This is a genomic window from Hyphomicrobium sp. DY-1 (genome assembly GCF_047497105.1).
Classification (GTDB): domain Bacteria; phylum Pseudomonadota; class Alphaproteobacteria; order Rhizobiales; family Hyphomicrobiaceae; genus Hyphomicrobium_B.
Genome location: NZ_CP134870.1, coordinates 3673769 through 3698675, shown reverse-complemented (window position 1 = coordinate 3698675; position 24907 = coordinate 3673769). Strand labels below are relative to the sequence as shown.

General features: G+C 58.6%; 22 protein-coding genes. 14 read left to right on the top strand and 8 right to left on the bottom strand.

Translation table 11 applies throughout. The annotated features are described in order from the left end of the window. The first annotated feature begins 43 nt into the window (after positions 1-43). Together RLW41_RS17835 and RLW41_RS17830 are read left to right on the top strand one after the other, a co-directional pair. Complete coding sequence (locus RLW41_RS17835; protein ID WP_409563018.1) at positions 44-517, top strand: GFA family protein; 474 nt, start codon at positions 44-46, stop codon at positions 515-517. After that, complete coding sequence (locus tag RLW41_RS17830; RefSeq protein ID WP_414462321.1) at positions 514-1584, top strand: lysine-2,3-aminomutase-like protein; 1071 nt, start codon at positions 514-516, stop codon at positions 1582-1584. The genes RLW41_RS17835 and RLW41_RS17830 overlap by 4 nt, the downstream gene beginning before the upstream one ends. A gap of 13 nt (positions 1585-1597) precedes the next feature. On the opposite strand, the gene RLW41_RS17825 is transcribed toward RLW41_RS17830, so the two are convergent. After that, positions 1598-1972 (bottom strand): DUF6980 family protein, encoded by a 375-nt coding sequence (locus RLW41_RS17825; protein WP_414462320.1) that lies wholly within the window; start codon positions 1970-1972, stop codon positions 1598-1600. 276 nt (positions 1973-2248) lie between these two features. Here RLW41_RS17825 and RLW41_RS17820 point away from each other — a divergent pair, with 276 nt between their 5' ends. The 4 genes from RLW41_RS17820 to RLW41_RS17805 all read left to right on the top strand — a co-directional run bounded on the left by RLW41_RS17820 (position 2249) and on the right by RLW41_RS17805 (position 6286). Next, complete coding sequence (locus RLW41_RS17820; RefSeq protein WP_414462319.1) at positions 2249-4381, top strand: molybdopterin-containing oxidoreductase family protein; 2133 nt, start codon at positions 2249-2251, stop codon at positions 4379-4381. 158 nt (positions 4382-4539) lie between these two features. Then, positions 4540-4926, top strand: coding sequence for a DUF3307 domain-containing protein (locus RLW41_RS17815; protein ID WP_013947214.1), 387 nt, complete (start codon positions 4540-4542; stop codon positions 4924-4926). 164 nt (positions 4927-5090) lie between these two features. Next, a complete protein-coding gene (locus RLW41_RS17810; protein WP_409563014.1) occupies positions 5091-5648 on the top strand; it encodes a sigma-70 family RNA polymerase sigma factor in 558 nt (185 codons plus the stop codon). Continuing rightward, the gene (locus RLW41_RS17805; protein WP_414462318.1) at positions 5645-6286 is read left to right on the top strand and encodes an NrsF family protein; all 642 of its coding nucleotides are present in this window, start codon (positions 5645-5647) and stop codon (positions 6284-6286) included. Before RLW41_RS17810 ends, RLW41_RS17805 begins: the two co-directional genes overlap by 4 nt. Positions 6287-6304: 18 nt before the next feature. Here the strand turns inward: RLW41_RS17805 and RLW41_RS17800 are convergent, their stop codons facing one another. From RLW41_RS17800 to RLW41_RS17780, 5 genes are all read right to left on the bottom strand, one after another. Next, on the bottom strand, positions 6305-7582 hold the full coding sequence (locus tag RLW41_RS17800; RefSeq protein ID WP_414462317.1) for an NAD(P)/FAD-dependent oxidoreductase: 1278 nt from the start codon (positions 7580-7582) through the stop codon (positions 6305-6307). A 158-nt stretch (positions 7583-7740) separates the two neighbouring features. Further along, positions 7741-8565 carry an ABC transporter permease subunit gene (locus RLW41_RS17795; protein WP_409563011.1) on the bottom strand — a complete coding sequence of 275 codons (825 nt, stop codon included), beginning with the start codon at positions 8563-8565 and terminating at the stop codon, positions 7741-7743. After that, a complete protein-coding gene (locus RLW41_RS17790; protein WP_409563010.1) occupies positions 8562-9464 on the bottom strand; it encodes an ABC transporter permease in 903 nt (300 codons plus the stop codon). The genes RLW41_RS17795 and RLW41_RS17790 overlap by 4 nt, the downstream gene beginning before the upstream one ends. Before the next feature lie 10 nt (positions 9465-9474). After that, positions 9475-10668, bottom strand: coding sequence for an ABC transporter ATP-binding protein (locus RLW41_RS17785; RefSeq protein ID WP_409563009.1), 1194 nt, complete (start codon positions 10666-10668; stop codon positions 9475-9477). Positions 10669-10769: 101 nt separating this feature from the next. Continuing rightward, a complete protein-coding gene (locus RLW41_RS17780) occupies positions 10770-11888 on the bottom strand; it encodes a polyamine ABC transporter substrate-binding protein (protein ID WP_409563008.1) in 1119 nt (372 codons plus the stop codon). A gap of 479 nt (positions 11889-12367) precedes the next feature. On the opposite strand from RLW41_RS17780, the gene RLW41_RS17775 reads away from it, so the two are divergent. The 7 genes from RLW41_RS17775 (at position 12368) to RLW41_RS17745 (ending at position 23076) form a co-directional block, all read left to right on the top strand. Next, positions 12368-13768, top strand: a complete 1401-nt coding sequence (locus RLW41_RS17775; RefSeq protein ID WP_414462316.1) for a glutamine synthetase family protein — start codon at positions 12368-12370, stop codon at positions 13766-13768. Between the two features lie 390 nt (positions 13769-14158). Further along, positions 14159-15289, top strand: a complete 1131-nt coding sequence (locus tag RLW41_RS17770) for a response regulator (protein ID WP_409563006.1) — start codon at positions 14159-14161, stop codon at positions 15287-15289. 281 nt (positions 15290-15570) lie between these two features. Then, entirely contained in the window at positions 15571-16821 is a 1251-nt protein-coding gene (locus RLW41_RS17765) for a class I SAM-dependent methyltransferase (protein ID WP_409563005.1), read from the top strand. A 4-nt stretch (positions 16822-16825) separates the two neighbouring features. Continuing rightward, positions 16826-19471 (top strand): ATP-binding protein, encoded by a 2646-nt coding sequence (locus RLW41_RS17760; protein ID WP_414462315.1) that lies wholly within the window; start codon positions 16826-16828, stop codon positions 19469-19471. Beyond that, positions 19452-20705 carry a response regulator gene (locus tag RLW41_RS17755; RefSeq protein ID WP_414462314.1) on the top strand — a complete coding sequence of 418 codons (1254 nt, stop codon included), beginning with the start codon at positions 19452-19454 and terminating at the stop codon, positions 20703-20705. Before RLW41_RS17760 ends, RLW41_RS17755 begins: the two co-directional genes overlap by 20 nt. Positions 20706-21121: 416 nt before the next feature. Next, on the top strand, positions 21122-22540 hold the full coding sequence (locus RLW41_RS17750; protein WP_414462313.1) for a coniferyl aldehyde dehydrogenase: 1419 nt from the start codon (positions 21122-21124) through the stop codon (positions 22538-22540). 125 nt (positions 22541-22665) lie between these two features. Continuing rightward, the gene (locus RLW41_RS17745; RefSeq protein ID WP_409563001.1) at positions 22666-23076 is read left to right on the top strand and encodes a diacylglycerol kinase; all 411 of its coding nucleotides are present in this window, start codon (positions 22666-22668) and stop codon (positions 23074-23076) included. A gap of 72 nt (positions 23077-23148) precedes the next feature. Here RLW41_RS17745 and RLW41_RS17740 read toward each other — a convergent pair whose 3' ends face one another. Beyond that, a complete protein-coding gene (locus RLW41_RS17740; RefSeq protein ID WP_013947199.1) occupies positions 23149-23382 on the bottom strand; it encodes a general stress protein in 234 nt (77 codons plus the stop codon). A 295-nt stretch (positions 23383-23677) separates the two neighbouring features. Between RLW41_RS17740 and RLW41_RS17735 the strand changes: the two genes are divergently transcribed. Beyond that, positions 23678-23839: a hypothetical protein gene (locus tag RLW41_RS17735; protein WP_409563000.1), complete on the top strand. Its 162-nt coding sequence runs from the start codon at positions 23678-23680 to the stop codon at positions 23837-23839. A gap of 28 nt (positions 23840-23867) precedes the next feature. Here RLW41_RS17735 and RLW41_RS17730 read toward each other — a convergent pair whose 3' ends face one another. Next, the gene (locus RLW41_RS17730; RefSeq protein WP_414462312.1) at positions 23868-24569 is read right to left on the bottom strand and encodes a DUF2076 domain-containing protein; all 702 of its coding nucleotides are present in this window, start codon (positions 24567-24569) and stop codon (positions 23868-23870) included. Positions 24570-24907: the final 338 nt, after the last annotated feature.

The window sequence follows — 24907 nt, the reverse complement described above, 5'->3', positions numbered from 1 at the left end:
CCCATCTAAAGTGCAGGAGAATGGGGAGAGGGAGAACAGACCGATGACCAAAGAGATCCACACCGGCGGTTGCCAATGCGGCGCGGTCCGCTTTCGCGTCGAGGGCGAACTCATCGACGCATCGGTCTGCCATTGCCGCATGTGCCAGAAAGCGTTTGGCAGCTTCTACGCGCCACTCGTCAGCGTGCGCGGCGCCAATCTCGTCTGGACGCGCGGCGAACCGAAAAAATTCCAATCGTCGAACGCGGCTGCGCGTGGCTTTTGCGCCGAGTGCGGCACGCCTCTGACCTACGAAGCGCCGGACGGCGTCGCGATCGCGATCGGCGCTTTCGATCACCCAGAAACAATCGTCCCGAAAATCCAATGGGGCACCGAAGCCAAGCTACCCTATGTCGATTGGGTTGCGGGTCTTCCGCAGCACGAGACGCTCGAAGACCCGAACGCGGCGCCGTTCCTTAAAACGCTCGTCTCCTACCAGCACCCCGATCACGATACGGAGATCTGGCCGCCCAAATGACGCTGCTCGAACGCAAGCTGACATCGATTGACGATCTCATCGACGCGGGCCTCGCCCGCGCCGAAGATCGCGCCGCGCTGCGTGATGTCGCCAAGCGTTACGCCGTTGCGATCACACCCGCCATCGCCAATGCGATCGATCCCTCAGCTACGGACGATCCCGTTGCCCAACAATTCGTCCCCAGCGCCCACGAACTCGAATTGCATCCGCGTGAGCGCGACGACCCCATCGGTGATCGCATCAAAAGTCCGGCCCCCGGCATCGTTCATCGCTACGCCGATCGCGTCCTACTGAAAATCGCGAGCGTCTGCCCGGTCTACTGCCGTTTCTGTTTCCGCCGCGAGATGGTGGGACCGGACAACGGCGAAGCGCTCTCCGCCGCGGAACTCAGCGCGGCGCTCGACTACATCGCGAAAACGCCGGCAATCTGGGAAGTGATCCTGACCGGCGGCGACCCCTTCGTGCTCTCGCCGCGCCGCGTCCGCGAGATCACGGAGGCGCTTTCAAATATCCCGCACGTTAAAATCCTGCGCTGGCACACCCGCGTACCGATCGTCGATCCCGAGCGCGTGACGGACGATCTCATCTCGGCGCTGAAAGCATCCCGGCTGACGGTATTCGTTGGTTTGCACACAAACCATCCGCAAGAGTTGACCGCTTCGGCACGCAGCGCAATCGCGCGTCTCGTCGATGCGGGCATTCCGCTCGTCAGCCAGACGGTGCTGCTCAAAGGCATCAACGACAACGCTGACACGTTAGAAACTCTGATGCGCAGTCTCGTCGAGCTTCGCGTGAGGCCCTATTACCTCCATCACGGCGATCTCGCGCCCGGCACCGCGCACTTCCGGACAACGATCGCCCAAGGTCGCCAGCTAATGCTCGAACTGCGCCGCCGTCTCTCAGGTCTTGCGCTTCCGACTTACGTGCTCGACCTTCCCGGAGCGCACGGCAAGGTCCCGGTCGAGCGCCATTCGAAGACTGCAGCAAACGGCAATGAAATTTTTATCGACCGCAATGGGGGGATGCACGTTTACGAGGACGCCTGCGCCGCTCCCGACGTTCCCTGATCGCGAACTGGAACTAAATCCTGCGCCATGCGCTCGATAGGAAGCGCTCCGGCGGCGGGACACCGTCTTCCAGGTCCAGCGCATCGACGGCATCGAACCATTCATCCCGCAGACTCTGCGGCAGGCGTGTCCCGCACCAGGGGCAGCGATCAATCAAGACATACGACGCCGTGCCGTCGTGGATGATCAGCCCGTATTCGTTCATGACCTCATTGTAGACGATCAGCGAATCCGCGCACGCGAAGGGATCATCATGGTCCTTGCAGTCGAATCGCAATGCATCGACCATTGAGGCGCAACAGTGCTGGACGGCCCGACTGGGAGGCGCCCAATCGAGATTCAAGGGCATCCAAAGCACCCGTCGCCCTGGAAATAGCGCCTTCGACATATCCTGCGACCCTTCCCACGCGGTCTTCCCAATTTGTCGTCTTAGCATGCCGGAAAAGCTAGTGAATTCATCTGAAGACAGAAGATGGCGCGCTTTCAGACTTTCGTGCCAATTCAGCCCAATGGCGGGACCACTTTTAATTCCCGCCGACCTCTGAACGCGTTTCCCCCTCTGTCGCCAAAACGCTTTCGCGTTGCGCTCTCCGTCGCTTCGGTGCCAAACTGACGCACGTTAAGAACACGCCTCAAGAATGGGCGGGCTTTCCACGGAGGAAACATGAACGAGCAACCGCAGCGGGAGAAATTCTTCGGCGCCTGCCCCCACGATTGTCCAGACACCTGTGCAATGGTCTACGAGGTCCAGAATGGCCGCCTCGTCGAAGTTCGCGGAAACAAACAGCATCCGATGACCCGCGGCGGCCTGTGTGTGAAGCTCAAGGATTTCGCCGACCATCATCATAATCCAGACCGCCTGCTCTATCCGCTGAAACGCACCGGCCCCAAAGGCTCAAAAGAATTCAAACGCATTTCCTGGGATGAGGCCATTTCCGAGATCGGCGCGCGCTGGCGCGACATCATCGCGGAGCATGGCTCTCAGGCGATCATGCCCTACAGCTATCTGGGCAATATGGGCCTCGTGCAGGGCATCAACTCCGGTGACCCGTTTTTCAATCGCCTGGGCACGACCGTGAACGAAAAGACGTTCTGCGCCTCGGGCTCTTCGACGGCATGGCTTCTGACCGTCGGACCGACCGGCGCGGTTGATCCGGAAAGCTTCGTCCACGCCAAATTCATCGTGATCTGGGCGTCCAATTCGATCTCGACCAATCTGCATCATTGGCCGTTCGTGCTCGAAGCGCAGAAACGCGGCGCGAAGCTCGTTGTGATCGACGCCTATCGCTCGCGCACGGCAAAAGCCGCGGACTGGCACATCTGCCCGAAGCCCGGCACCGATGGCGCGCTGGCGATGGGCTTCATCAATTCCATCATCGCCCAAGGCTTGGTCGATCAAGACTACGTCGACAATCACACCTACGGCTTTCCCGAGCTGAAAGAACGCGCCGCCGAATTCACGCCCGAGTACGTTGCACGCACGACCGGCGTCCCCGCCGGGGACATTGAAAAATTCGCTCGTGAATTCGCAACAGCGCAGCCCTCCGTCATTCGCTTGGGTGTTGCGCTCGAACGCAGCGCCGGTGGCGGCCAAGCGATCCGGGCCGTCTGCAGCTTGCCTGCCCTCGTCGGTTCCTGGCGTCACGTCGGCGGCGGCCTGCTGCAGATGCCGCTGTGGGATTTCCCGATCGATTGGGTAAAGGCCGCGCGCCCCGAATGGATCAAACCCGGCACCCGCGTCGTCAACAACCTGCGTCTCGGCGCGGCGCTCACCGGTGAAATGAAGCTCGATCCGCCGATCAAGAGCCTCTTCGTTTTCTGCACCAATCCGGTCAGTCAGGCGCCAGAGACGAACAAAATTGTCGAAGGCCTACAGCGCGAAGACCTGTTCACGGTCGTCGCCGAACACTTCCTCACCGACACGGCGAAATATGCCGACATCGTCCTGCCTTCGGCGATGGCGGGAGAAGCCGAGGATATGATGTGGTCGTGGGGCCATTTCTATCTGACGTACAATCAGAAGGCCGTCGAGCCGCCAGGCGAATGCAAGCCGACGAGCGATCTCTGGCGAATGCTTGCGAAGGAAATGGGCTTCGACGATCCCGTCTTCAAAATGACCGACAGCGAATTATGCGCCGAGTACATCAACTGGACCGACCCGAAGATGGGCGGCGTCGACATGGAGTATTTTAAGACCCACGGCTACTTCAAGATCGACGTCGGGGCAGCCGACACCCGCACACCGCACGCCAACGGCAACTTCCCGACGCCGTCAGGCAAGGTCGAGTTCCTGTTGCACGACGCCAAAAACTTTGTCGCCGGGCCCTTCCGCGCCATGTACGAGGGCGAGCAATCGGGCGAACCTGTTGATCCCCTTCCCGGCTTCGTGCCGCCGCGCGAAACACCAGAAACGAACCCGGAGCGCGCCAAACTTTACACGCTCAATATTATCTCGCCGAAGAGCCATGCATTCTTGAACTCGTGCTACGCCAACGAGCCGCACAAAGTTAAAATCCAAGGCGACCAGTTCGTGATGATATCACCGGGCGACGCTGAGAGACGTTCGGTGCGCGACGGTGATCCGGTTCGCGTCTACAACGATCGCGGCGACTTTGAAGGTGTCGCGCGCGTGACAGACGATGTCCCCGATGGCGTGGTGGTCGCGACGCTCGGGTATTGGCGGTCGCTCAATCGTTCGGATGGCTCCGTCAATTGCATCTCGTCGGACGCCTGGAGCGGATTAGGCCGCGCCCCGACGTTCTCCGACAACCTCGTCGAAGTTCAGCGCGTGAACTAAGGCGCCATCTGCAAACGGAAATCGGACCTGGGCGGCACCGCGTTGCCCAGGCCGCCTGTTCCCCAGGTGACATTCCAGACAGCCCGGTTACGCTAAAAACCACGAAAGGACGAAGCGAGCGGTGTCTGCCCATCGCCGTCCGGCAGCGATGGAGCTTCATGTCACCCGGTCACGCGGCGCTTGCCGCGATCACCTACCTGCTTGTGAAACATGCCGTCGCGGACTTCATCCTGCAATCGGATGGGATTTTCCGGCAGAAAGGGCACTATGGCGCGCCCGGCGGCCTGCTGCATGCCTTCATCCACATCGTATTGACGGCGCCCGTTTTTTGGCTGTTTCCGGGTGGCGGCCTGCCCCTTGCCGCCGCTCTCCTCGCTGGCGAATTTCTCCTGCACTATCATATCGATTGGCTGAAACAGCGGCTCGTCGCGCGCGAAGGCTGGACGCCGAAAGATACGGGCTTCTGGTGGGCCTTGGGGATTGACCAGCTTCTCCACGGACTGACCTACATCGCCATTCTCTGGCTTTGGCTGCCCGCTAACTAACCCCCAAAGTGCGTTTTTTTGCTTCGTGTCACCTTGCGCAGTTTATGGCATCCCTGCCATATGCGGCGCGGAGTCGAAAAATGCTGTTCGGCGGCAGCAGAAATATTTTCTTCACGATGTAACGTTTGCTCGTCGAGCAGCGAAGACGACGAAGAAGGGCTATTTTGGACCGAAAGGCTCGAGACGCTCAGTGGTCGGCCTTGATGCGCGCGGCGATCGCGGGCAACGAGAACGCTTACCATAAACTCCTGTCCGAACTGTCGATGGTTCTGAGAGGGGTTGTTCGGCGCGGCTTTGCCGGCGTCGGTGTGCCGCGTGATGACGTAGAGGATGTGGTGCAAGACGTTTTGCTTGCCATCCATTTGAAACGGCATACATGGGATCAATCGATGCCGCTGGGCCCCTGGGTCTCGGCGATCTCGCGCAACAAGATGATCGACGACCTGCGCCGTCGCGGCCGACGTCCCGAAGTGGCCGTTGATCTCACCGAATTCGACATCGAAGGCGACGATCAGCAGGCCTCCATCGACGCCCGCGACGTGGATCGCATCCTCGATGGTCTGTCGGAGAAAAACCGCGATATCGTGCGTTCCATAAGTATCGATGGGCATTCCGCACGCGACGTCGCGGAACGCCTTGGAATGACGGAAGTCGCCGTACGCGTCGCATTGCACCGAAGCCTGAAGGCCCTCTCGGAGACCTATCAAGAGAAGAAGATATGAGAACCGAAGATCTGATCAAAGCCCTTGCTGCCGACGCTAAAAGCGTCGAGCCGCCTGTCGCCCAGACCTTGGCGACGGCGGTTGGCGTTGGCACGTTGATCACGGCCCTCGTGTTTTACGGTCTGTTCGGCATTCGCGATCACTTCATGGAACTGGTGACCTCGTCGCCGCGCTTCCTGTTCAAATTCGTTCTGACGCTGAGCGTCGCCATTCCCGCGTTCTTCTTGGTTCGCGGCTTGGCGCGGCCGGACTTTAAGCCGGGCAAAATGATGTGGTGGCTGGCCCTGGCGCCGCTGGTGCTTGCCGTCGGTGTCCTCCTCGAACTTTTCGCGCTGCCGAGCGATGCCTGGCGCGCCAATATGGTCGGACACAACGCCGTCTTCTGCCTGATCGTCATTCCGCTGCTGTCGCTGACGCCGCTGGTCGCCGTGCTTTATGCCTTGCGCAACGGCGCGACGACCCACCCGGTCATTGCCGGTGCCGTCGGCGGCCTGCTATCGGCCGGCATATCAGCAACGCTTTATGCAGCGCATTGCCCGGATGACAGCCCGCTGTTTCTGGCGGTCTGGTACTCGATCGGCGTTCTCGTGATGACGGGCCTCGGCGCGTTGCTTGGACCGCGCGTCCTTCGCTGGTAGTTGGCGCCGCTGCGGCGCTTACATCAAATCGCGCATGCGGTAGTAGAGCATCCCGAGCGCCAGCATGTAGTTGCCGAACACGTCGCTCAGCGGCAACCGGATGTGCTTGATCCGCGACATCAGGTCGAACTGCTCTGTCGTACCGCAAATGGCGTCGGAAACGATTTCGGCCATGATGTGCGTAGCGTTGACGCCATGCCCCGAATAACCCTGGAAGTAATAAAGATTTGGCGATAGTCGCCCGACAGCGGGCACGCGATTGACGACGATCGCGATCGTCCCGCCCCACTTGAATTCCACCCGCGCATTCTTGAGCTGCGGAAACACCTGCACCATTCGCGGATGCATGACCGCAGCGATATCTTTCGGATCGCGGTTTGTATAGTTGCAGCGACCGCCAAACAGCATGCGGCGATCCGCCGACATCCGGAAATAATCGAGCACCACGTTACTGTCGGCGACCGCGAGATTTTGCGGATCGACGGACGCCGTCTCTGAGCCCGTCAGTGGTTCGGTCGCGATGATGTAGCTGCCCGCGGGCAGCATCAGCCCCTTGAGCCCGGGCTGGCCGAACTTTTCAAAAATCTCGCCGCCGATGATGACGGTTCCAGCTTCGACGCGGCCTCGCTCGGTCTGAACCCAGGGCTTTGCGCCGCCAGACAGATTGACGACCTTCGTTCCCTCGAAAATCTCGACGCCGAGCGAAGCCGCCGCCGCCGCTTCCCCGCGACACAGATTGAGTGGATGCACATGGCCGCTGCGCCGGTCGATGTAACCGCCATAGTAGGATTCCGTGCCGAGAACTTCGGGCATCCGATGCTTCTCGACGACCTCGATCTGATCGCCGTCGCCATCTTTCATTCGGCCTTCGACGTAGGCGCGCATATGATCCATATGCTTCGGCCGGGCCGCGACCTCCATCCAGCCGTAAGCCAGATCGCAGGCGATGTTATATTTAGCGACCCGCTCTTCGATAATCTGATGCCCGCGATAGCGCATGTCGCGCACGAGCTTGGCGCCCGCCGAACCAAGCTGCCGCTTGATTGCCTCTTCGCCGCTGATGCCGCCGATCATCTGACCGCCGTTGCGTCCCGACGCGCCCCACCCGATGCGATTGGCTTCGAGCAGAACGACTGACCGTCCGCGCTCCGCCAGCGTCAGCGCCGCCGCCACGCCGGAAAAACCGCCGCCAACGATGCAGACATCGGCTTTAACGGTGCCTTCGAGCACCGGATAGCGCGTCTGGTCATTGGCCGTCGCGGCGTAATAGGAACGTATGTAATCTTGTGCTGTCACGATGGCCCGGTGCTTAGCGCGCTCTGGCGCGAATGACAAATGCGACTTCTCATCCCCAGCATCGCGCGCCGCTCCCTATTCCGCGCAATCGTAACCACCCCGCAATGGCATGGAAACAATGCCGCCAAGCGGCCGTTGGGCCGCCCGCTCATCGCAACTCAGCCCGTCGCGCCGAAAGCCTTCCGCCGCTCGCGCTCAGCCCGATCCGTCTGCCGCTTGGTAAAGAACGCCGCCGAAAGGACGCCGACTGTCACGATGCCGATCAGGATCGTTGAGATGGCGTTGATCTCGGGCGTCACGCCAAGTCGAACTTGACTGTAAATTTTCATCGGCAGGGTCGTCGCACCGGGACCTGTTGTGAAACTCGCAATCACGAGATCATCAAGTGAAAGCGTGAACGCAAGCAACCACGCCGATACGACCGATGGCGCAATGATCGGCAGCGTTATTTGAAAGAACGTGCCGACGGGCGTCGCTCCGAGATCCATCGCAGCTTCCTCGACCGACTTGTCGAAGTCCTGCAGACGCGCCTGTACGACGACGGCCGCGTAGCACATCGTGAACGTGATGTGCGCGATCGTGATCGTCCAGAAGCCGCGATCGAAACCCAGCGCCACGAACACCAGCAGAAGCGATAGGCCAGTGATAACGTCCGGCATGACGAGCGGCGCGAAGATCATTCCCGAAAAAAGCGTCCGACCATGAAACCGTCCCATGCGGACAAGCGTGATGGCCGCAAGCGTGCCGAGCACCGTCGCAACCGTTGCCGAAACGACGGCGACACGAATGGTCACCCACGCCGCATCTTTGAGACCCTGGTTCTGAAGCAGCGAGCCGTACCACTTCGTCGACCACCCGGCCCATACGGTAACGAGCTTTGACTCGTTGAAGCTGAAGATCACCAACAGCAGGATCGGAATGTAAAGGAACGCAAATCCGAAAGTGATCGAAGTCGCGTTGAACCAGGAAAAGCGTCCCTTCATCGTCCGGCCTCCCGCTGCATTTCCTGCTGCCGCTGGAATAGGACGATCGGAATGATCAGCACCAGCAACAGCAGCACTGCCACCGCCGACGCCAACGGCCAGTCGCGGTTATTGAAGAATTCCGTCCACAGCGTCTTACCGATCATCAGCGTATCCGAGCCGCCAAGCAGGTCCGGGATGACGAACTCACCGACCGCCGGAATGAAAACAAGCAGGCATCCAGCGAATACGCCGGGCATCGACAATGGAAACGTCACTTGCCAGAAGGCGCGCCACGGCTGCGAGCCGAGATCCTGCGCGGCCTCAAGCAACGAGGGATTGATCTTCTCGAGGCTGGCATAGAGCGGCAGGATCATAAAGGGCAGATAGGAATACACGATGCCGATATAGACCGCCGTCGTCGTATTCATGATTTGCAGGGGCTCGCTGATGATGCCGAGCTTCATCAGGAACAATGACAGAAAGCCCTCGGGCTTCAGGATCGCGATCCAGGCATAAATGCGGATCAGAAATGACGTCCAGAACGGTAGGATAACGAGCATCATCAACGTCGGCTGCCAAGACTTCGGCGCCCGCGCCATGCCGTAAGCCATCGGGTACGCGACAAGCAGTGTCAGGATTGTCGAAAAGAACGCGATCTTGAGGCTCGAGAGATACGAATTGATGTAAAGAGAGTCGCTGAAAAGAAACGTGTAGTTCTCGAAATCGAGCTGCGAGAGGAACGTGCCGATTCCCTTCGACCAACTGAACGTTGGCGTGTACGGCGGGATCGCGGTCGCGACATCGGAAAGCGACAGCTTGAAGACGATAAAGAACGGGATGAGGAAGAAAACGAGCAACCAGAGAAACGGCGCGCCGATCACGTACCAGCGTTTCAGATCGGAAGTTTTTGAACGCATATGTGAAACCTCAGCCCGTCAGCACCACGCCAGCATCGACCGGCCAATCGAGCCAGACGCCGTCCTCCCAGGTGATCGATTGCTCGACCGTATGTGCCGCGTTGGCACGCAGCGCCGTTATGCGTTCGCCCGAAGCCGTACGAACGTGATAATGCGAAATTGAGCCAAGGTAGCCGATATCTTCGACTTTGCCAGGAATGGCGTTGACGTCTGATGCGGGCTTCTCACGCCCGATCCGGATTTTCTCAGGCCGCAGCGCCAACCCGACTTTCTGCCCAACGGTCACGGGCTCTGCACTTCTTGTCTTGAACTTGTAGCCATCCGCCGCATCGATTTCGACGCAGCCGTCCGAAACATTCGAAACCGTGCCTTCAAAGACATTCACGTCGCCGATGAAGCCCGCGATATACCGCGTCTTCGGATTCTCATAGATATCGCCCGGCGTCGCGACCTGCTGAAGCAGGCCCTTCTCCATCACGGCGATGCGGCTCGCAACCGTCATCGCCTCTTCCTGATCGTGCGTGACGATGATGAAGGTCGTCCCCGTCGTTTCTTGAATACGCATCAATTCGAACTGAGCCTGCTGCCGCAGCTTCTTGTCGAGCGCGCCGAGCGGCTCGTCGAGCAGAACAAGGCGCGGCTTCTTGGCGATGGCGCGCGCAAGCGCCACGCGCTGCTGCTGGCCGCCGGACAACTGATTGGGCTTGCGTTTCGCGAACTGACGAAGCTCAAGCATCCCCATGGCTTCATCGACGCGCTCTTCGATCTTGTCCTTCGGCATCCCCTCCTGTTTGAGGCCGAAACCGATGTTGCGCTCGACCGTCATATGAGGAAACAGCGCGTACGACTGGAACATCATGTTCACCGGCCGCTCATAGGGAGGCATGTCGGTGATGTCCTGCCCGGCGACGATGATGCGACCCTCTGTCGGCCGCTCGAACCCGGCGAGCATTCGGAGAAGCGTACTCTTTCCGCACCCAGAAGGCCCAAGAAGCGCAAAGAACTCTTTCTCATAAATATCGAGTGTCACATTGTTGACGGCGACAAAGTCATCGAACCGTTTCGTGATGCCTTCGAAGCGAACCATGGGAGGAAGGGCTGGATTCTTCCACGGCGCGAAGCCGGTCTGCGGTGCGGCCGTCCGCGGACCTGCACGTTGCGAGGAACCAGCGTTCGCCTGGGATGGAGCAGTCGCAACAGCCATGATGTGAGTTCCCTTCAACCGATCGAAATTGACCGCCGGGACACCGGCGACAGTGAAGAAAGAAAAAGCCGCGCCAGTATGTTTCTGGCGCGGCTCTGAACTTATTGGCCTGTCGTGATTTTCGTCCACATTCGCGTGGCGACACGTTGGGTTTTATTATCCCACGTCAAGTGGACGAACAATTTCTTCATCGTATCGGCATCCGGATAGACCGCCGGATTATCTAGGACGCTCTTATCGATGAACTTCTGCGAACCGAGGTTGCCGTTCGCATACTGGACGAAGTTTGAAGCCTTCGCCATGACCTCTGGCCGGTTGAGATAATTGATGAAGGTCAGAGCTTCGTCGACATCCTTGGCGTCCGCCGGGATCGCCATCATGTCGAACCACATCTGCGTACCTTCCTTCGGAATATTATACTTGATGACTTGGCCGTTCTTCGCTTCTTCAGCGCGCGACGCGGCCTGAAGAATATCGCCCGACCAGCCAAGCGCCATGCAAGCGTCGCCGTTCGCCAGCGCGTTGATGTATTCGGAGGAATGGAACTTCTTGATATACGGCCTGATCTTCAGCAGCATATCTTCGACTTTTTGTAAGTCTTCCGGATTTTTCGTATTCGGATCGAGGCCGAGGTAATTGAGCGCGACCGGAATGATGTCTTCCGGTGAATCCAGCATATAGATGCCGCAGTCCTTGAACTTCGCGGCAATCTCCGGCTTGAAGATCATATCGAGCGAGTTGACCGGCGCATCGGCCATGCGTTCTTTGATCTTACCTTCGTTGTAGCCGACGCCCGTGGTGCCCCACATCCAGTTGACGGCGTATTCGTTACCCGGATCGTACTGCGCGATGCGACTATAAACTTCGGGCCATGCGTACTTTAAGTTTGGAAGCTTGGCCTTATCGAGTTTCTGGAACACGCCGGCTTTGATCTGGCGCGAAAGGAAGGACGCTGTCGGCACAACCACGTCATAACCGCTGCCGCCTGCGAGAAGCTTTGTTTCCAGAACTTCGTTGCTGTCGAAGACGTCATAAACGACCTTGATACCGGTTTCCTTCGTGAAATCGGTAAGGATCGAAGGATCGATATAATCCGACCAGTTGTAGACTTTCACGACTCTATCAGCTGCCTGCGCGTGATGGCCAACGAGTCCGACTGTCGCTACAGCCGCAACAATAGAGTACGCGACGCTACGCGCCGCCTTACTGAGCCACAACATCCGAAATCCTCCACGGATCAGTCCCATACCCGGCCACGTTAAACGGCCGGACCACACCCAACGCCGCTCGCACAGCGTTTTGCTAAACACCGACCATACTGCGCATTTAAATTGCGAAGCACAACGGGGCTTGTGGGAGATTTCTTGTTTGCACTGCGACGCGCAACGAAAAACGTCCGTCCAATGGACGATTGCCCGATCTCAAGTCAGCGCGCCGCCCAATTGGGCGACGGCAACGATATTTGGCGATAAGGTATGTCATCGTGGCGGCTATTGAGGTCCCCCCATGTAAAAGGCTAAGTCTCTTCTAGCCTACCGAGCGACGGCTCAATGCGTCTGACCGATGTCTGAACTTAGAGGGCAAGCCCTCCTTATCAAAGCCATGGCTGTCACATGACTTCGACGCTTGGCGATGACGTTCGTGAGACCGAACATAACGCGTCAGCCGACAATATAGTTGAACAATACCTAGGTGCTTCATGAACGCCCCACCAGTACGTCCCATCCACGAGGAAAGTGATTTCGGCGTCGGCTCCACTCCTGAAGGACTTCGGGATTGGCTGCGCGAACATCGCATCGAAGAAATAGATTGTGCAGTGCCCGATATTGCAGGTGTCGCGCGCGGCAAGACCATGCCCGCCGAGAAATTCGTGAAACTCGACGCAGTTCACCTTCCGATATCGATTTTCCATCAGACCATCACCGGCGATTACGTAGGTTTCGAAGAAGACGGTCAGCAGCTTTACGCCGAGAGCGACCTGATGATGGTTCCCGATCTATCAACCATCCGCCCAGCTCCGTGGGCTTCGAGTCCAACCGCGCAAGTCATTCACGACGCCCAATGGCAGAGCGGCGATCCGGTTGAAATCGCACCGCGCAACGTCTTGAAGCGCGTCGTCGATCTCTACGCCAAGGAAGGCTGGGTGCCGGTCGTTGCGCCCGAACTCGAATTCTATCTGACGAAAACCAACCCCGATCCCGACTATCCCTTGGAGCCGCCGACGGGCCGTTCCGGTCGTCCTGGCGCAGGCCGCCAAGCCTACAGCCTTGGCGCTGTCGACGAATATGACAAGATCGTCGATGACATTTACGAATTCGCCGAGCGCCAGTACCTCAAGATCGACACTATCATCCAGGAAGGCGGCGCCGCGCAGCTCGAAATCAATCTCCTTCACGGCGACCCTGTCGACCTCGCCGATCAGGTCTTCCTTTTCAAAAGAACGATCCGCGAAGCCGCCTTCGCGCAAAACTGTTACGCGACCTTCATGGCCAAGCCACTCGCCAACGAGCCCGGCAGCGCCATGCACGTCCATCAAAGCATTGTCGACGCCAAGACGGGAAAAAACATCTTTACGCTGGACAACGGCGAACCAAGCAAGCTGTTCTTCAACTTTCTCGCCGGTCAGCAAACGTACCTTCCGGCCGCCATATGCCTGCTTGCGCCCTACGTGAATTCCTATCGACGCCTGGTGCCGAATGGAGCCGCTCCGATCAACGTCGAATGGGGTTTCGACAACCGCTCCGCAGGCTTGCGCGTGCCGGTCGCCAATACCTCGGCCCGTCGCGTCGAAAACCGCCTCGCGGGCGCCGATTCAAACCCCTACCTGGCGCTCGCCGCGAGCCTCGCATGCGGCTACCTCGGAATGAAGAATGCGCTTGAGCCGCGCCAAGCCGTGGTCGGCAACGCTTACCGCAACGATCATCAGTTGCCACGCGGTCTGCTCGAAGCGCTGACCGATTTCGAGGAAAGCACGGCCCTTCACGACATTCTCGGAAAACGTTTCTGCCACGTATATCTGGCTCTGAAGCGCAGCGAATTCGAAGAATTCATGCGCGTCATCAGTCCCTGGGAGCGGGAACATCTGCTGCTGAGCGTCTGAGACGCCGGCTGCACAGCCCCTATCCAATAGCGAGCGCCCGCGTCGGCGCTCGCCGGATCGACAGCGATTTCCTAATTTCCAAAAGATAAAGATACTGTCAGGCCGCCTCGGCTGCATAGGCAGACGTTAACGAGTTCCTTGCTCATCGGCTCCGCCCGCCTTAGCGAAGTATGCCTCCGCCATACGCCGAATTCCATTTTGTATCGCTATGAAAATAGCAGTCAGAAACTATTAAGATTGACTGCCAACATCTCAAATTTTCATTCAATCCGATATTGATTTTGAATATCAGTAGCCAGATTGAATTATCTAGGCACCTATATATATCCAAGGCATGCACGCAAATCAGAAGTCATTTTCACACTTCGCCTCAAGCAAGGCCTCTTGACCATGTCAAACCGCTCAGAGACGAGCGACAAGCAGAACCCCACAATTCTCTTTGTCGACGACGAACCCTTATCGCTGAAATACTTCAAGGCGTCGGTCGGCAAATATGCAAACGTCCGAACGGCCAGCAGTCCGGATGCGGCTATGGAAATCCTCGAGTCCGAGGGCGACGAGATTTCCGTCGTCGTCAGCGACGAACGCATGCCGCGCGACAGCGGCGTTTCGTTTCTCAGCGATGTCCGCAAGTCCTGGCCGTCAACCATCCGCGTACTGACGAGCGCCTACGCCAACATCGACAATCTGCAGCACGCCATCAACGATGCAGCAATCTACCGCTTCGTGCCGAAACCCTGGAACCTCGATGAGCTTTGCGCAGCAATGCAGGACGCGCTGAGCGTCGAACATTCTGCATCCAAGCTTGCAGAACCCGTCGTCGGCCCGATCTCAACCGGCGATGCCAGCGAAGCTAATCTCGCACTGCTGTCTATTCTTGCCGGTGGTTTGGACGCGCCTTTGAAATCCCTTCACAGCGAGGCCCAGCACTTGGCCCATCTCGCTGGACAAGGATCGCTGGAGGCGCCGCAGAATACGAATGCGTACCTCGAATCTTGGTCGGCGCGCCTTCGTCAGTCCAAGATCGCAGCATGCTCGGGGCAAATTTTGCAAGACGTGGAGCAATGCAGGTCCATGGCCAATTCAATCGGGAAACTCGCCCGCGGCCTCGTCCAAGCTTCGGCTGGCCAGTCCTCCTCCATGGCGGATACGCTGCACGAAGTCATCGAGCAAAATGTAAGAGGGCCTGCCAAAGGCCTCTCGCTCGCTACCTCCGGCGACTTCACCTATCGGATGCCGCGCGAGATTATGAAATTCATCCTCGCCAACCTGCTGCGAAACAGCGGCGCCAACGGCCGCCAGTCAACGCCATCGGGTGAAATCGAACTCTTTTGCGGTGCCGCACACAACGAAGTGCGGCTCAGCGTGCCGGCCAAGGATGTGCCTAGCACTCTGGAGGATCATCAGACGTGGCGGACGATCCGCAGCGCCCTTTGGGCCTTCGGCGGCGAACTGCTGACTTCCAGCGATGAAAATTTGTGCAAATCAACGTTCACGGTGTGCCTCCCTAAGGAGGCGTAGCAAAGATGTACCGCCAAGCCATTGATGCTTAGAAATCATCTCAACTGTTTCTAAATCACGCGGCGCAAAACTGAACGATTGTGGTAACCTTACGTTCGCGAAGTCCACATCGTTCAGTTGTAGGAGCACACCCCTTGCGCATCGAGCGAGATATTGATCGCACGGTTTCCTTTAGAAGTAGCCAGGGTACTATTTTCCGGGGCACCCTCAGAAAGCTGTCGCGGCGTAACATTGTTTTTGAGATTTACAATCCATTTTCGCCCGTCCAGACAAGCGAGGTATTGAGCGACCTTAAGGTGCGCCGCGGCAAGAACCTAGTCTACCAGGGAGACGCCGTCGTAACGGGGGTCGTCACAACGAGCATCTTGGTGGTTGTCTCCGCAACGCTCGTTAATCAATGGTCGGCAATCGACACTATTATCTCAGACCCCGCCGGGCTCGGATCGGAAGTCGGGCGCTTTGTCGAAGAATGGGAACGGGTCAACAAGCTCGATCCGAACTACCAGCTGAAAGTCGCCGATCTCCGGTCTTTTCTGAGTGACCTGAGCTTCTGGCTCGATCAGGTCGACTTGGCCATCGAAGGCGAACCCGGCGCAGGCAATACGATGCTCGATGCCGAACGCTTCGAGGAAATCAAGGCGCCGGTGATGCCGCGTATCACCGAACTCTTCCTTGAGCTTGAGAAGGCCTGCCGACAGCTCGAAGCCGACGAAGTCGAAAACCACAAACAGCTCGCCCAGCGCGATCTTCTGCCGTTAATGATGGCTTCGCCTTTCTTCAATCGCGTCTATTCGAAGCCGCTTGGCTATGCGGGCGACTACGAAATGGTCAACATGATGTTCCGCAAGGAGCGCGGCGGCAAGACTACGTACGGCCAGATCATCAACGATTGGCTGCTCAACGGCGGCCCGCCGGAAGCCCATCGCAACCGCATCTATATGCTCGAAAAGATGCTGTCGAAGGCCGCCGAGGACGCGGCAGCCGCCAATAAAGAAGTGCGTGTCCTCAATGTCGGCTGCGGTCCGGTTCAGGAACTCCAGCTGTTCTTTGCCAACAACAAGGAAGCCAAGCGTTTCTCGTTCGACCTGCTCGACTTCAATGCCGAGACGCTTGCCTATGCCCAGAATCAGATCGAGGCGATCACCAACAGTCAGGACGATCCGCCGAAGGTCAGTTACATCCTAAAGACCGTGCAGGAGCTTCTTCGGCAGGCCATCGAGCTGCCCGAAGCTGCCAAAACCTATGACATCATCTACTGCGCCGGCCTCTTTGATTACCTTTCCGATCGCGTCTGCACCAAATTGGTACGCCTCTTCTACCAGTGGTGCGAACCCGGCGGCCGGGTGATTGTCACAAATGTGCATTCGTCAAACCCTGTGAAAGGATTGATGGAGCACGTTATGGAGTGGCACTTGGTCCTGCGCGACGAAGCAGACATGGAAAGACTTGCCCCAGATCTCGGGCCGCTAAAGATTTATACAGACGACACGGGTATCAACGTATTCTTGGAGATCGACAAACCACTCGTCTGACCGCATGGATGACCGCACCGACCTGAGACGCGCCTTCGAGGCTGAGGAGCACGAGCTTCGGCTAAGGCAGTCGAAGGTCGCCTGCATCCTTGGCATCGTCCTCATACCTGCGGGTATCGCGCTCGATCGCATTACCTATGCCGATCAGCTCGGAACGCTGACCGTTATTCGCCTCGTCGCGGCCGGGCTGATCGCAATTCTCTATGCCCTGCATTTCTGGGCAAAATCGGCTGTCTACGTCCGCTATCTGACGATGGCGGGCCTACTGATCGCGGTCGCCTCGATCGCGGTCATCATCGGCATCACAGACGGCGCCAACTCGACCTATTACAACGGCCTGTTCCTTATTCTGTTCGCTGTCGGCGTCTTGGCGCCGATGCAGCCGTTCGAAGCGGCCCTGCTCTGCATTTCTACGCTTGGCATCTACATCATCGCCTGTTCGCGCGTGCCGAGCGCCCACGACACCACCAATACGCTTCTGAACAACCTGTATTTTCTCGTCCTGACCTGCATCATCTCGGTCACGGCCGTTCACTTCAACTACCGGCGGCGCTTCAACGAATTCCGCTTAAAGTACAAGCTGGCGTCCCAGCATCAGGAGCTGTCGGCGCTCGACCGCCTCAAATCCCAGTTCTTCGCTAACGTCAGCCACGAGTTGCGGACACCGCTGACGCTCATTCTCGCACCGGTCGAAAAGCTGAAGTCCGACGCCGCCCGTCTCGGCCCGTCGTCACAGCAGCTCCTGGACGTGATCGAGAACAACGCGCTGCGACTGCTGCGCCTCGTCAACGACATTCTGAGCCTCATTCGCTTGGAGGAAGGTCGGGCCACGCTCGCGAAGAGGCCGATCGACATGGGCCACTTCCTGAAGCACACCGCTGCCTCGATGAAGCATCTCGCAGCGCTAAAAGGCGTTCATCTCGATCTGCAGGAACCGCCAGGCGACCTGCTGATCAACGCCGATCAGGATGCGCTTGAGAAGATCGTCAGCAACGTCATCGCCAACGCCATCAAGTTTACGCCGCCCGAAGGCCGGATCGATATTTCAGCAGTCCGCGAAGAAAACTTCGTGACGGTCAAAGTCTCCGATACCGGCATCGGCATCCCGGCCGAGCAGCTTCCGCATATTTTCGATCGTTTCTATCAGGTCGATGGCTCCGCGACGCGACGCCATCAGGGCCTCGGTCTCGGCTTGGCATTGGTACGCGAGCTGATGACCCGCCACGGTGGCGACGTCACCGCCACCAGCGATACGGGCCACGGCACGACATTCGTTTTACGTTTTCCTCACGCCCTTGAGGGTACGCAATTTGACATGACCAACTCCGAAGAGAAGCCCGATCGCCTCGCTGACGATCCATTGCGGGCCTTCGACCGCAAAGCTTCCGCGCGAGCAATAATGGTTTCCGAGAACCCCAGCTTGACGCCGGATCGGACGGCGTCAAACGCCGCCAATCAGCTCGACGGACGATCCGAGCTTCCCCTCCTTCTCGTCGTTGACGACGAGCCCGACATGCGCCGCTACCTCGTATCGATGCTGCGCGAAAGTTATCGTGTCATTGAAGCACCCGATGGCATCAGCGCGCTGGAAAAAGCCAAGCAGGAAAAACCCGACCTCATCCTGCTTGACGTCATGCTGCCCGGCGTCAGCGGCTTGGAGGTTTGCCGATCTCTGAAAGAGCGCGCGGAAACGCGTGCCATCAAGATCATCGTCTTGACGGCACGCGTCGACGAGGACGCCAAGATCATCGCGCTGAAGCACGGCGCCGACGACTTCCTAATCAAACCGTTCAGCGGACTGGAAGTCCGCTCGCGCATCGCAAACCTCATCCGTGCCGCCCAGCTCGAAAGCGACCTGCACCGAACCAACGCCGAGTTGAAGCAGAGCTTGCAGCAGTTGCGTGAAACCGAGGCTGCCCTCGTCCAGAACGCACGCCTGAGCGCGCTCGGCACGATGGCCGCCGGCTTGCTGCATGAAATCGGCAATCCGCTGAACTTCATGGGCACCGCGCTGCAGCTCGCCGCCCGCGATCCGACGATTCAATCCGATCCCGATACCGCCGACACGTTGAAGGACATTCACGCCGGCTACGATCGCATTCATCGCGTCGTGACCGACCTTCGCGGCTTCACGGCGCCCCACCGCCCGGAGCATCCGCGGCCGTTCCATATCGAGTCCGCTATCGACCACGCGCTCCGCTTTACGGCACACGTTCAGAAAGGAATAACCATAAAGAAAGATATCGCCGCACAGGGTGAAGTCTTTGGATCGCAATCGACAATCGCGCAGGTGCTGGTCAACCTCATCGTCAATGCCGTGGCGGCCGTTCGCACCGTCGAAGAGCAGCGAAAGCCTGAAATCTCGATCACGACAGCCGTCGAAGGCAATGAAATCATCGTTTCCGTCCGCGACAACGGCACCGGCATAGACCCGAAAATCCAAAGCCAGATCTTCGATCCGTTCTTCTCCACCAAGGACGTCGGCGAAGGCATGGGCTTAGGCTTGGCGGTCAGCCACCGGATCATCGCCAACCACGGCGGTTCACTGAGTGTTAAGAGTAGTCTTGGAGAGTGGACCGAGTTCCGTTTCAACTTGCCGATCGCGTCGGAAAGAGAAGACCAGGTCTCCCATGGAGTCGTTTCGTATTGACCAGCCCGTCGAGATTCTCATCGTCGATGATGAACCGCAGGCAGTCAAATACTTCAAAAAGGCGTTTGGCGCGAAGTACGATGTACTGACCGCGACAAGCGCCGACGAAGCCGAAACCTTGATCCTGTCCGGCAATCACAACATCGGACTGGTTATTTCCGATCAGCGTATGCCCGGCCGCAGCGGCGTCAGCCTGCTGAATCGGATCCGCAATGAACGGCCCGACATCATCCGCATGCTAACGACGGCTTACGCCGATCTCGACAGCGCCATTGATGCGGTCAACAAGGGCGAGATCCTCCGTTACATCTCGAAACCCTGGGACCTACGCGTTCTCGAAGCCGAAATCGAGCAGGCGATCACGTTCTATCTGCTGAAGAACGAATACGATTTGCTTCTGCGCGACAAGCTCAGCGCGTTGCATCGTACGTTGCTGCGCGATCGCATGAACGATCTTGCGATGCTCTCGGGGCTACTGCCGTATAACAACGCCCCCCTGACGATGTATCACTACCTGAAGGACGCGATCGCCGAGACGTCGTGGCGCCCGTCCGCGCAGAAACTCTGGTCGCAGCTTCGTATTCGCGACCACTGGCGCATTCCTGTCGAGGAAACCCAGCGCGCCATCGATCTTTCTGAAGAACTGTCACGCGAAACGCTGCATGCCGATATCGGTCCGGGCCACGACGCCGACATCGTCTCGATCGTGACGTCGTGCGCGGAAGCAATCAATCGCGAGATTGGCGCACAGCAGATCTTTGTAAATGCCGATAAGCCTGAGATAATCGTCGCCGCCGACCCGACGACGATGCAAAAGATCATGATCCAGCTGATGGAGCCGATGAGCCTCTGGCCGTCGTCCGGCAGTACGGTTCAGGTCAACATCAAGAGCGATACGCGCAACAGCGAAGACGCCAGCGTGGAACTCCACTTCGAACTGCGCAACTGCGAACCTCAGCGTGCGATTCAGGATTGCGTGCTCTTTACGGCGCCACTGCACACCGCGCCGAAGCGCGCCAGCGACTATCTCCGCGCCGCACTCTCGATTGGCCACATCGGCGGCACGATCTCCTCGCCCCCGATGGAGAATGGCTACAAGCAGATCCTCGTGACGCTTCCTGTCCGCACCAATAACGGCGGCAAGAAGATCAACACTGTGCCCAAGCAGTGGCTGCAGGATCTGAGCGATGAGTACGAGAAGTGGGTTCTCGGCACGCTCGACATCGCCGCTTGATCGCTGCGTACCCTGACCGCCATTGCTCGAATAGACTCGTGGTCCCGGACCAGCCGCTTTCCCTTAGCGCGCATTTTTACTGTTGAGCATCGCTCACCAAAGAGTTGCAAATAAAATCTGCAACAATCTCAGAGTGAAGCCGCCGCATTGCTGGCGAGGATCTTATTTACGAAATTCCGGTGCCGCGCCGGTGGCTGCGCCACTTCGCGCAGGGTAAATTGCCGGCTATCCCGTCCACAAGCATACCGAGCGGCGTTTCAATTAATGCGCGCTTGAGATCGCCACGATCGTATGGTCGTTGGGCATAATCGCACGCGGACGATGCCGAAGGCGAAAGCCCAAAAACTCGTGTCGACGGAGAAACGTAGCGTCCTGAATCGCTATATGTTCTCACCGTCTACATTGGAGACCGATTAATGACTGCTCAATTCCCGGTCAAAGATGACTTCCTGCTGAGCCCGCTGCTGGCGAAGCAGCGAGCCGCGTTCATGCGCGACGGGCCGCCGTCTGCTGCACAGCGCCGAGCCGACCTTCGCAAGCTCAAACGCGCATTGCTCGCGCGCCGCGCTCAATTCGAAGCCGCCATCAGCAAGGATTTCGGCTACCGGTCCGCATACGAAACCCGGATCATGGAAGTCATTCCCATCATCCAGGCCATCAACTTCCTTCGCCGCAACGTCGCAAAATGGATGCGGCCAGAGAAACGGCGCATCTCGCTCCACTTCATTCCCGGTCGCGCCCGCGTCCATTACCAGCCGCTCGGCGTCGTCGGAATCGTGTCGCCGTGGAACTATCCGCTCTCGCTCGCCATCATGCCACTGCTGTCCGCAATTGCGGCTGGCAACCGCGCGATCCTAAAGCCCTCGGAGCTAACGGTCGCGACGAGCGAACTCTTGAAATCGACATTACGTGATATCTTCCCGGAAGACCAAGTGGCCGTCGTCACCGGCGGCCCGGAGCTTGGCGCCGCCTTCTCGCGCCTCCCCTTCGATCATCTCGTCTTCACCGGCAGCGCTCAGGTCGGCCGCATGGTCATGCGGGAAGCCGCCGAAAACCTCGTTCCGGTAACGTTGGAACTCGGTGGCAAATCACCGACGCTCATCGGGCCAGACGCCGATATCGAGACCGCGGCCAGCAGCGTCGCCTATGGCAAACTTGCGAATGCCGGTCAGACCTGCATTGCTCCCGACTACGTGCTCGTGCACGAGAAAGACGCTGCATCATTCGTCGCCAGCTACGACGCAACGGCAGCAACATTTTATCCCGACGGCGCCGCCGACAAGAACTACTCCGCCATTGCGAGCGCGAGACATTACACCCGTCTCCGCCGTCTCCTCGAAGATGCCGAGAACAAAGGCGCTCGCGTCATCCAGACTGGGCCTCAAACCGCTGTCCTGACGCGAAAGCTCCCTTCCGCGATTGTCCTGAACGTGACCGACGACATGGCGATCATGCGCGAAGAAATCTTTGGGCCGATTCTGCCCATCGTGACGTATCGCACGCTCGATGAAGCCATTGCCTACATCAACCACAGGCCCCGGCCGCTCGCGCTTTATTATTTCGGCAACAGCAGCGAGGATCGGCTGAAGGTTCTCACACGCACGACCTCAGGCAACGTCACCGTCAACGATACCTTGATGCATTACGTTCAGAACACGCTGCCGTTCGGCGGCATCGGCATGTCCGGCATGGGCGCCTATCACGGTATCGAAGGGTTTAAATCGCTTAGCCACGCGAAGGGCGTCTTCGAGCAAAGCCGCTGGAACCTTGGGGGTCTGTTGCGCCCGCCTTTCAACCGCACATCCGATTGGGTCATCCGCTATCTGCTGCGCTGACGACGCGGCCCGGCCTTTACATCCTTCGGCGAATTTCACACAGAGAAGGCAGTTGCGCGAATAGACGCCCACGCCCATTGCGTGGGATCGACGCGTGCTGAACGATTGATTGAAGGAAGTGCAAAATGCAGGAAACGATCGTGCGGGTCATCTGCGCGATTGGCCAATCGGGCCAACTCGGCCTTCATGGCCAACTCCCCTGGGAGGGTAATACAGATCCGGAATACGTCGCCGATGTCGCGCGCTTTTTCGATATCACCCGCGGCCATGTTTTAATGGCCGGGCCGAAGACCATCGGCGCTGTCCCCGAATTTGCACGTACCGATCGCACGCTCGTTGTCCTGCGTTCCCACATGGACCCAGAAGAGACACTGAAGCAGTTCGCCGGCCGCGTCGTCTTCATCGGCGGCGGCCCGCCTGTCTGGGACATCTACGCCAAATATGTGAGCCATTGGGACGTTACTCGTCTCCCGTACGATGGCCCAGCCGACCGCTGGTTCAATCCGAAATGGTTGACCGCTTCGAGCAGCGCCTGACGATGAAACGCGACAAGGCCGGAGCATCGCTCCGGCCTCGCGCTATGGTCTCCAATAATCACGCTCACACCATCAGTGCTGGCCGCCTTTCCGTCCGGCTTCGGCAGCGCGCTTCGGATCGTGCTTGAAATTGCCGCCGCTCTCGTGGCCGCCTTTGCGGCCGGCGGACACGGCAAGATCGTGATTCTTCGAAAAGCTGCGCTCATGATCGGGAACGCTTGCGCCGCCTTTCCGGGCGATCTCGCGCTGCTTGGCTTCATCCATCGAAGCAAAGCCGCGTTTTGATGTTCTGTCCTCTTGAGCCATCACAACTACCTTTTTGCTTTCGTGTTTCAGGTCGCCTGCTCTGTTTCAGGCCACTGCCGCCGGCCACGCGCCGCGCTTTTCAACACGCAGCTCGACAACTGCTTGGCCAACGGTCCCGCAGTAAGGCGGTTCCGATTTTTCCCGCAAAGCGTGTGTGACGATTTTGTAAGCGCGCGGACGAAGCGAAGCTTAGCCGTCGGCAGGCGGTAGAAATCCGCCATCCCCAATTTGCGAAGCAACGAAAAGCGCGTCCGCGGATTATTCCAATAAGGACGCGAAACCTGGACTGACCATAATGGCACAAACCAAGAAAAAGCCGGACATCCCGGCCTACCCGGCGGAAAAGGCATCGCAGGGCGAAATCATCTTGAAACAACCCTGGCAGCGCGCCGTCTTCATCGGCGGGATCGCTGCCGCACTTTTGTTGCCGCTCATCGTACTTGCCATCGCACGATGAGCGGAAACGTCAGTTAGCGTACTGAACGTTAGACATCCATGCTGTCGTCATCGGTCCACGTATCGTCGTAGTCGTCATCCTGGACGTCTTGCATCCGATCGAGCTCGGCGTCATCTGCAGCAAGGTCTTTCTGATCTTGCTTGTCATCGTCGCGAGCGTCTTGCAGTTGATCCTGTAAACTGTCGATGGTCGCTTGATCGTTGGCGTTTGTCCCACCGCCCGAGGCGTAGGCGTTGCCACCACCGAACAGGCTGCGGATTCCATCCGCCAGGAAAACGCCACCGGCGACGCCCGCTGCTGTCGATAGAGCTGATGACAGGAAACCGCCGCCCCCTCCGGATTGGGCCGCAGAGCCCCAAGGGCTACGCGACTGCTGCGGAGGCGGCATCGGCTCCGGTCCGCGCTGCGGCTCCGGCGCAGAACCGCCAAGGCCACCAAAGCGGGCACCGGCCGACGGAACCGATCCACCAGAAAGGAAACTGCCGCGACCCGACGCAGATTGCTGCTGACGCGCCGCTGCTTCCTCCAGGTCGCGCATACGGGCTTCCGCCCGCTCGAGCGCCTGCTGCTGAATAATGACCGTCTGGGCTAGGTAGTAAGGGGCATCCGGCGACCTGCGAATGAGATCGTTGATCAAGCCCTCGGCTTCCGGATCCTTGCCGCCCGAGCCTCCATAGCTGCGCAGGCGGGAAAACAAATCTTCAATTAGTTGCTGTTCTTCCCGGTTCATGGGATCGCCTCCGCTGTAATTAGCCGACATCGGCCAAGTATTGTGCAACGCAGGGAGATGTAGGAACGGACTGCACCAGCGACATGGGGGAGCAATTATATATTTCCGTCACTTTTTGTTCCTTCGCAGACATCCCGCGGCGTCCCGTACCTTATCGGCCGGCACATGGCGCTCTGATGAACGCTGCTCTGCAAATTGGTACAATGGCCGCAAAGCAATTATCGGCTATTTGGACTAGGCCGCAGCGACCGCCAAAGGCGCGCTCCTTGATCGCCCAACGCGCTGTAACAGCCGCACTCATGGCACCTGCTGTCACCGAACTTCTCCCCACCGGGACG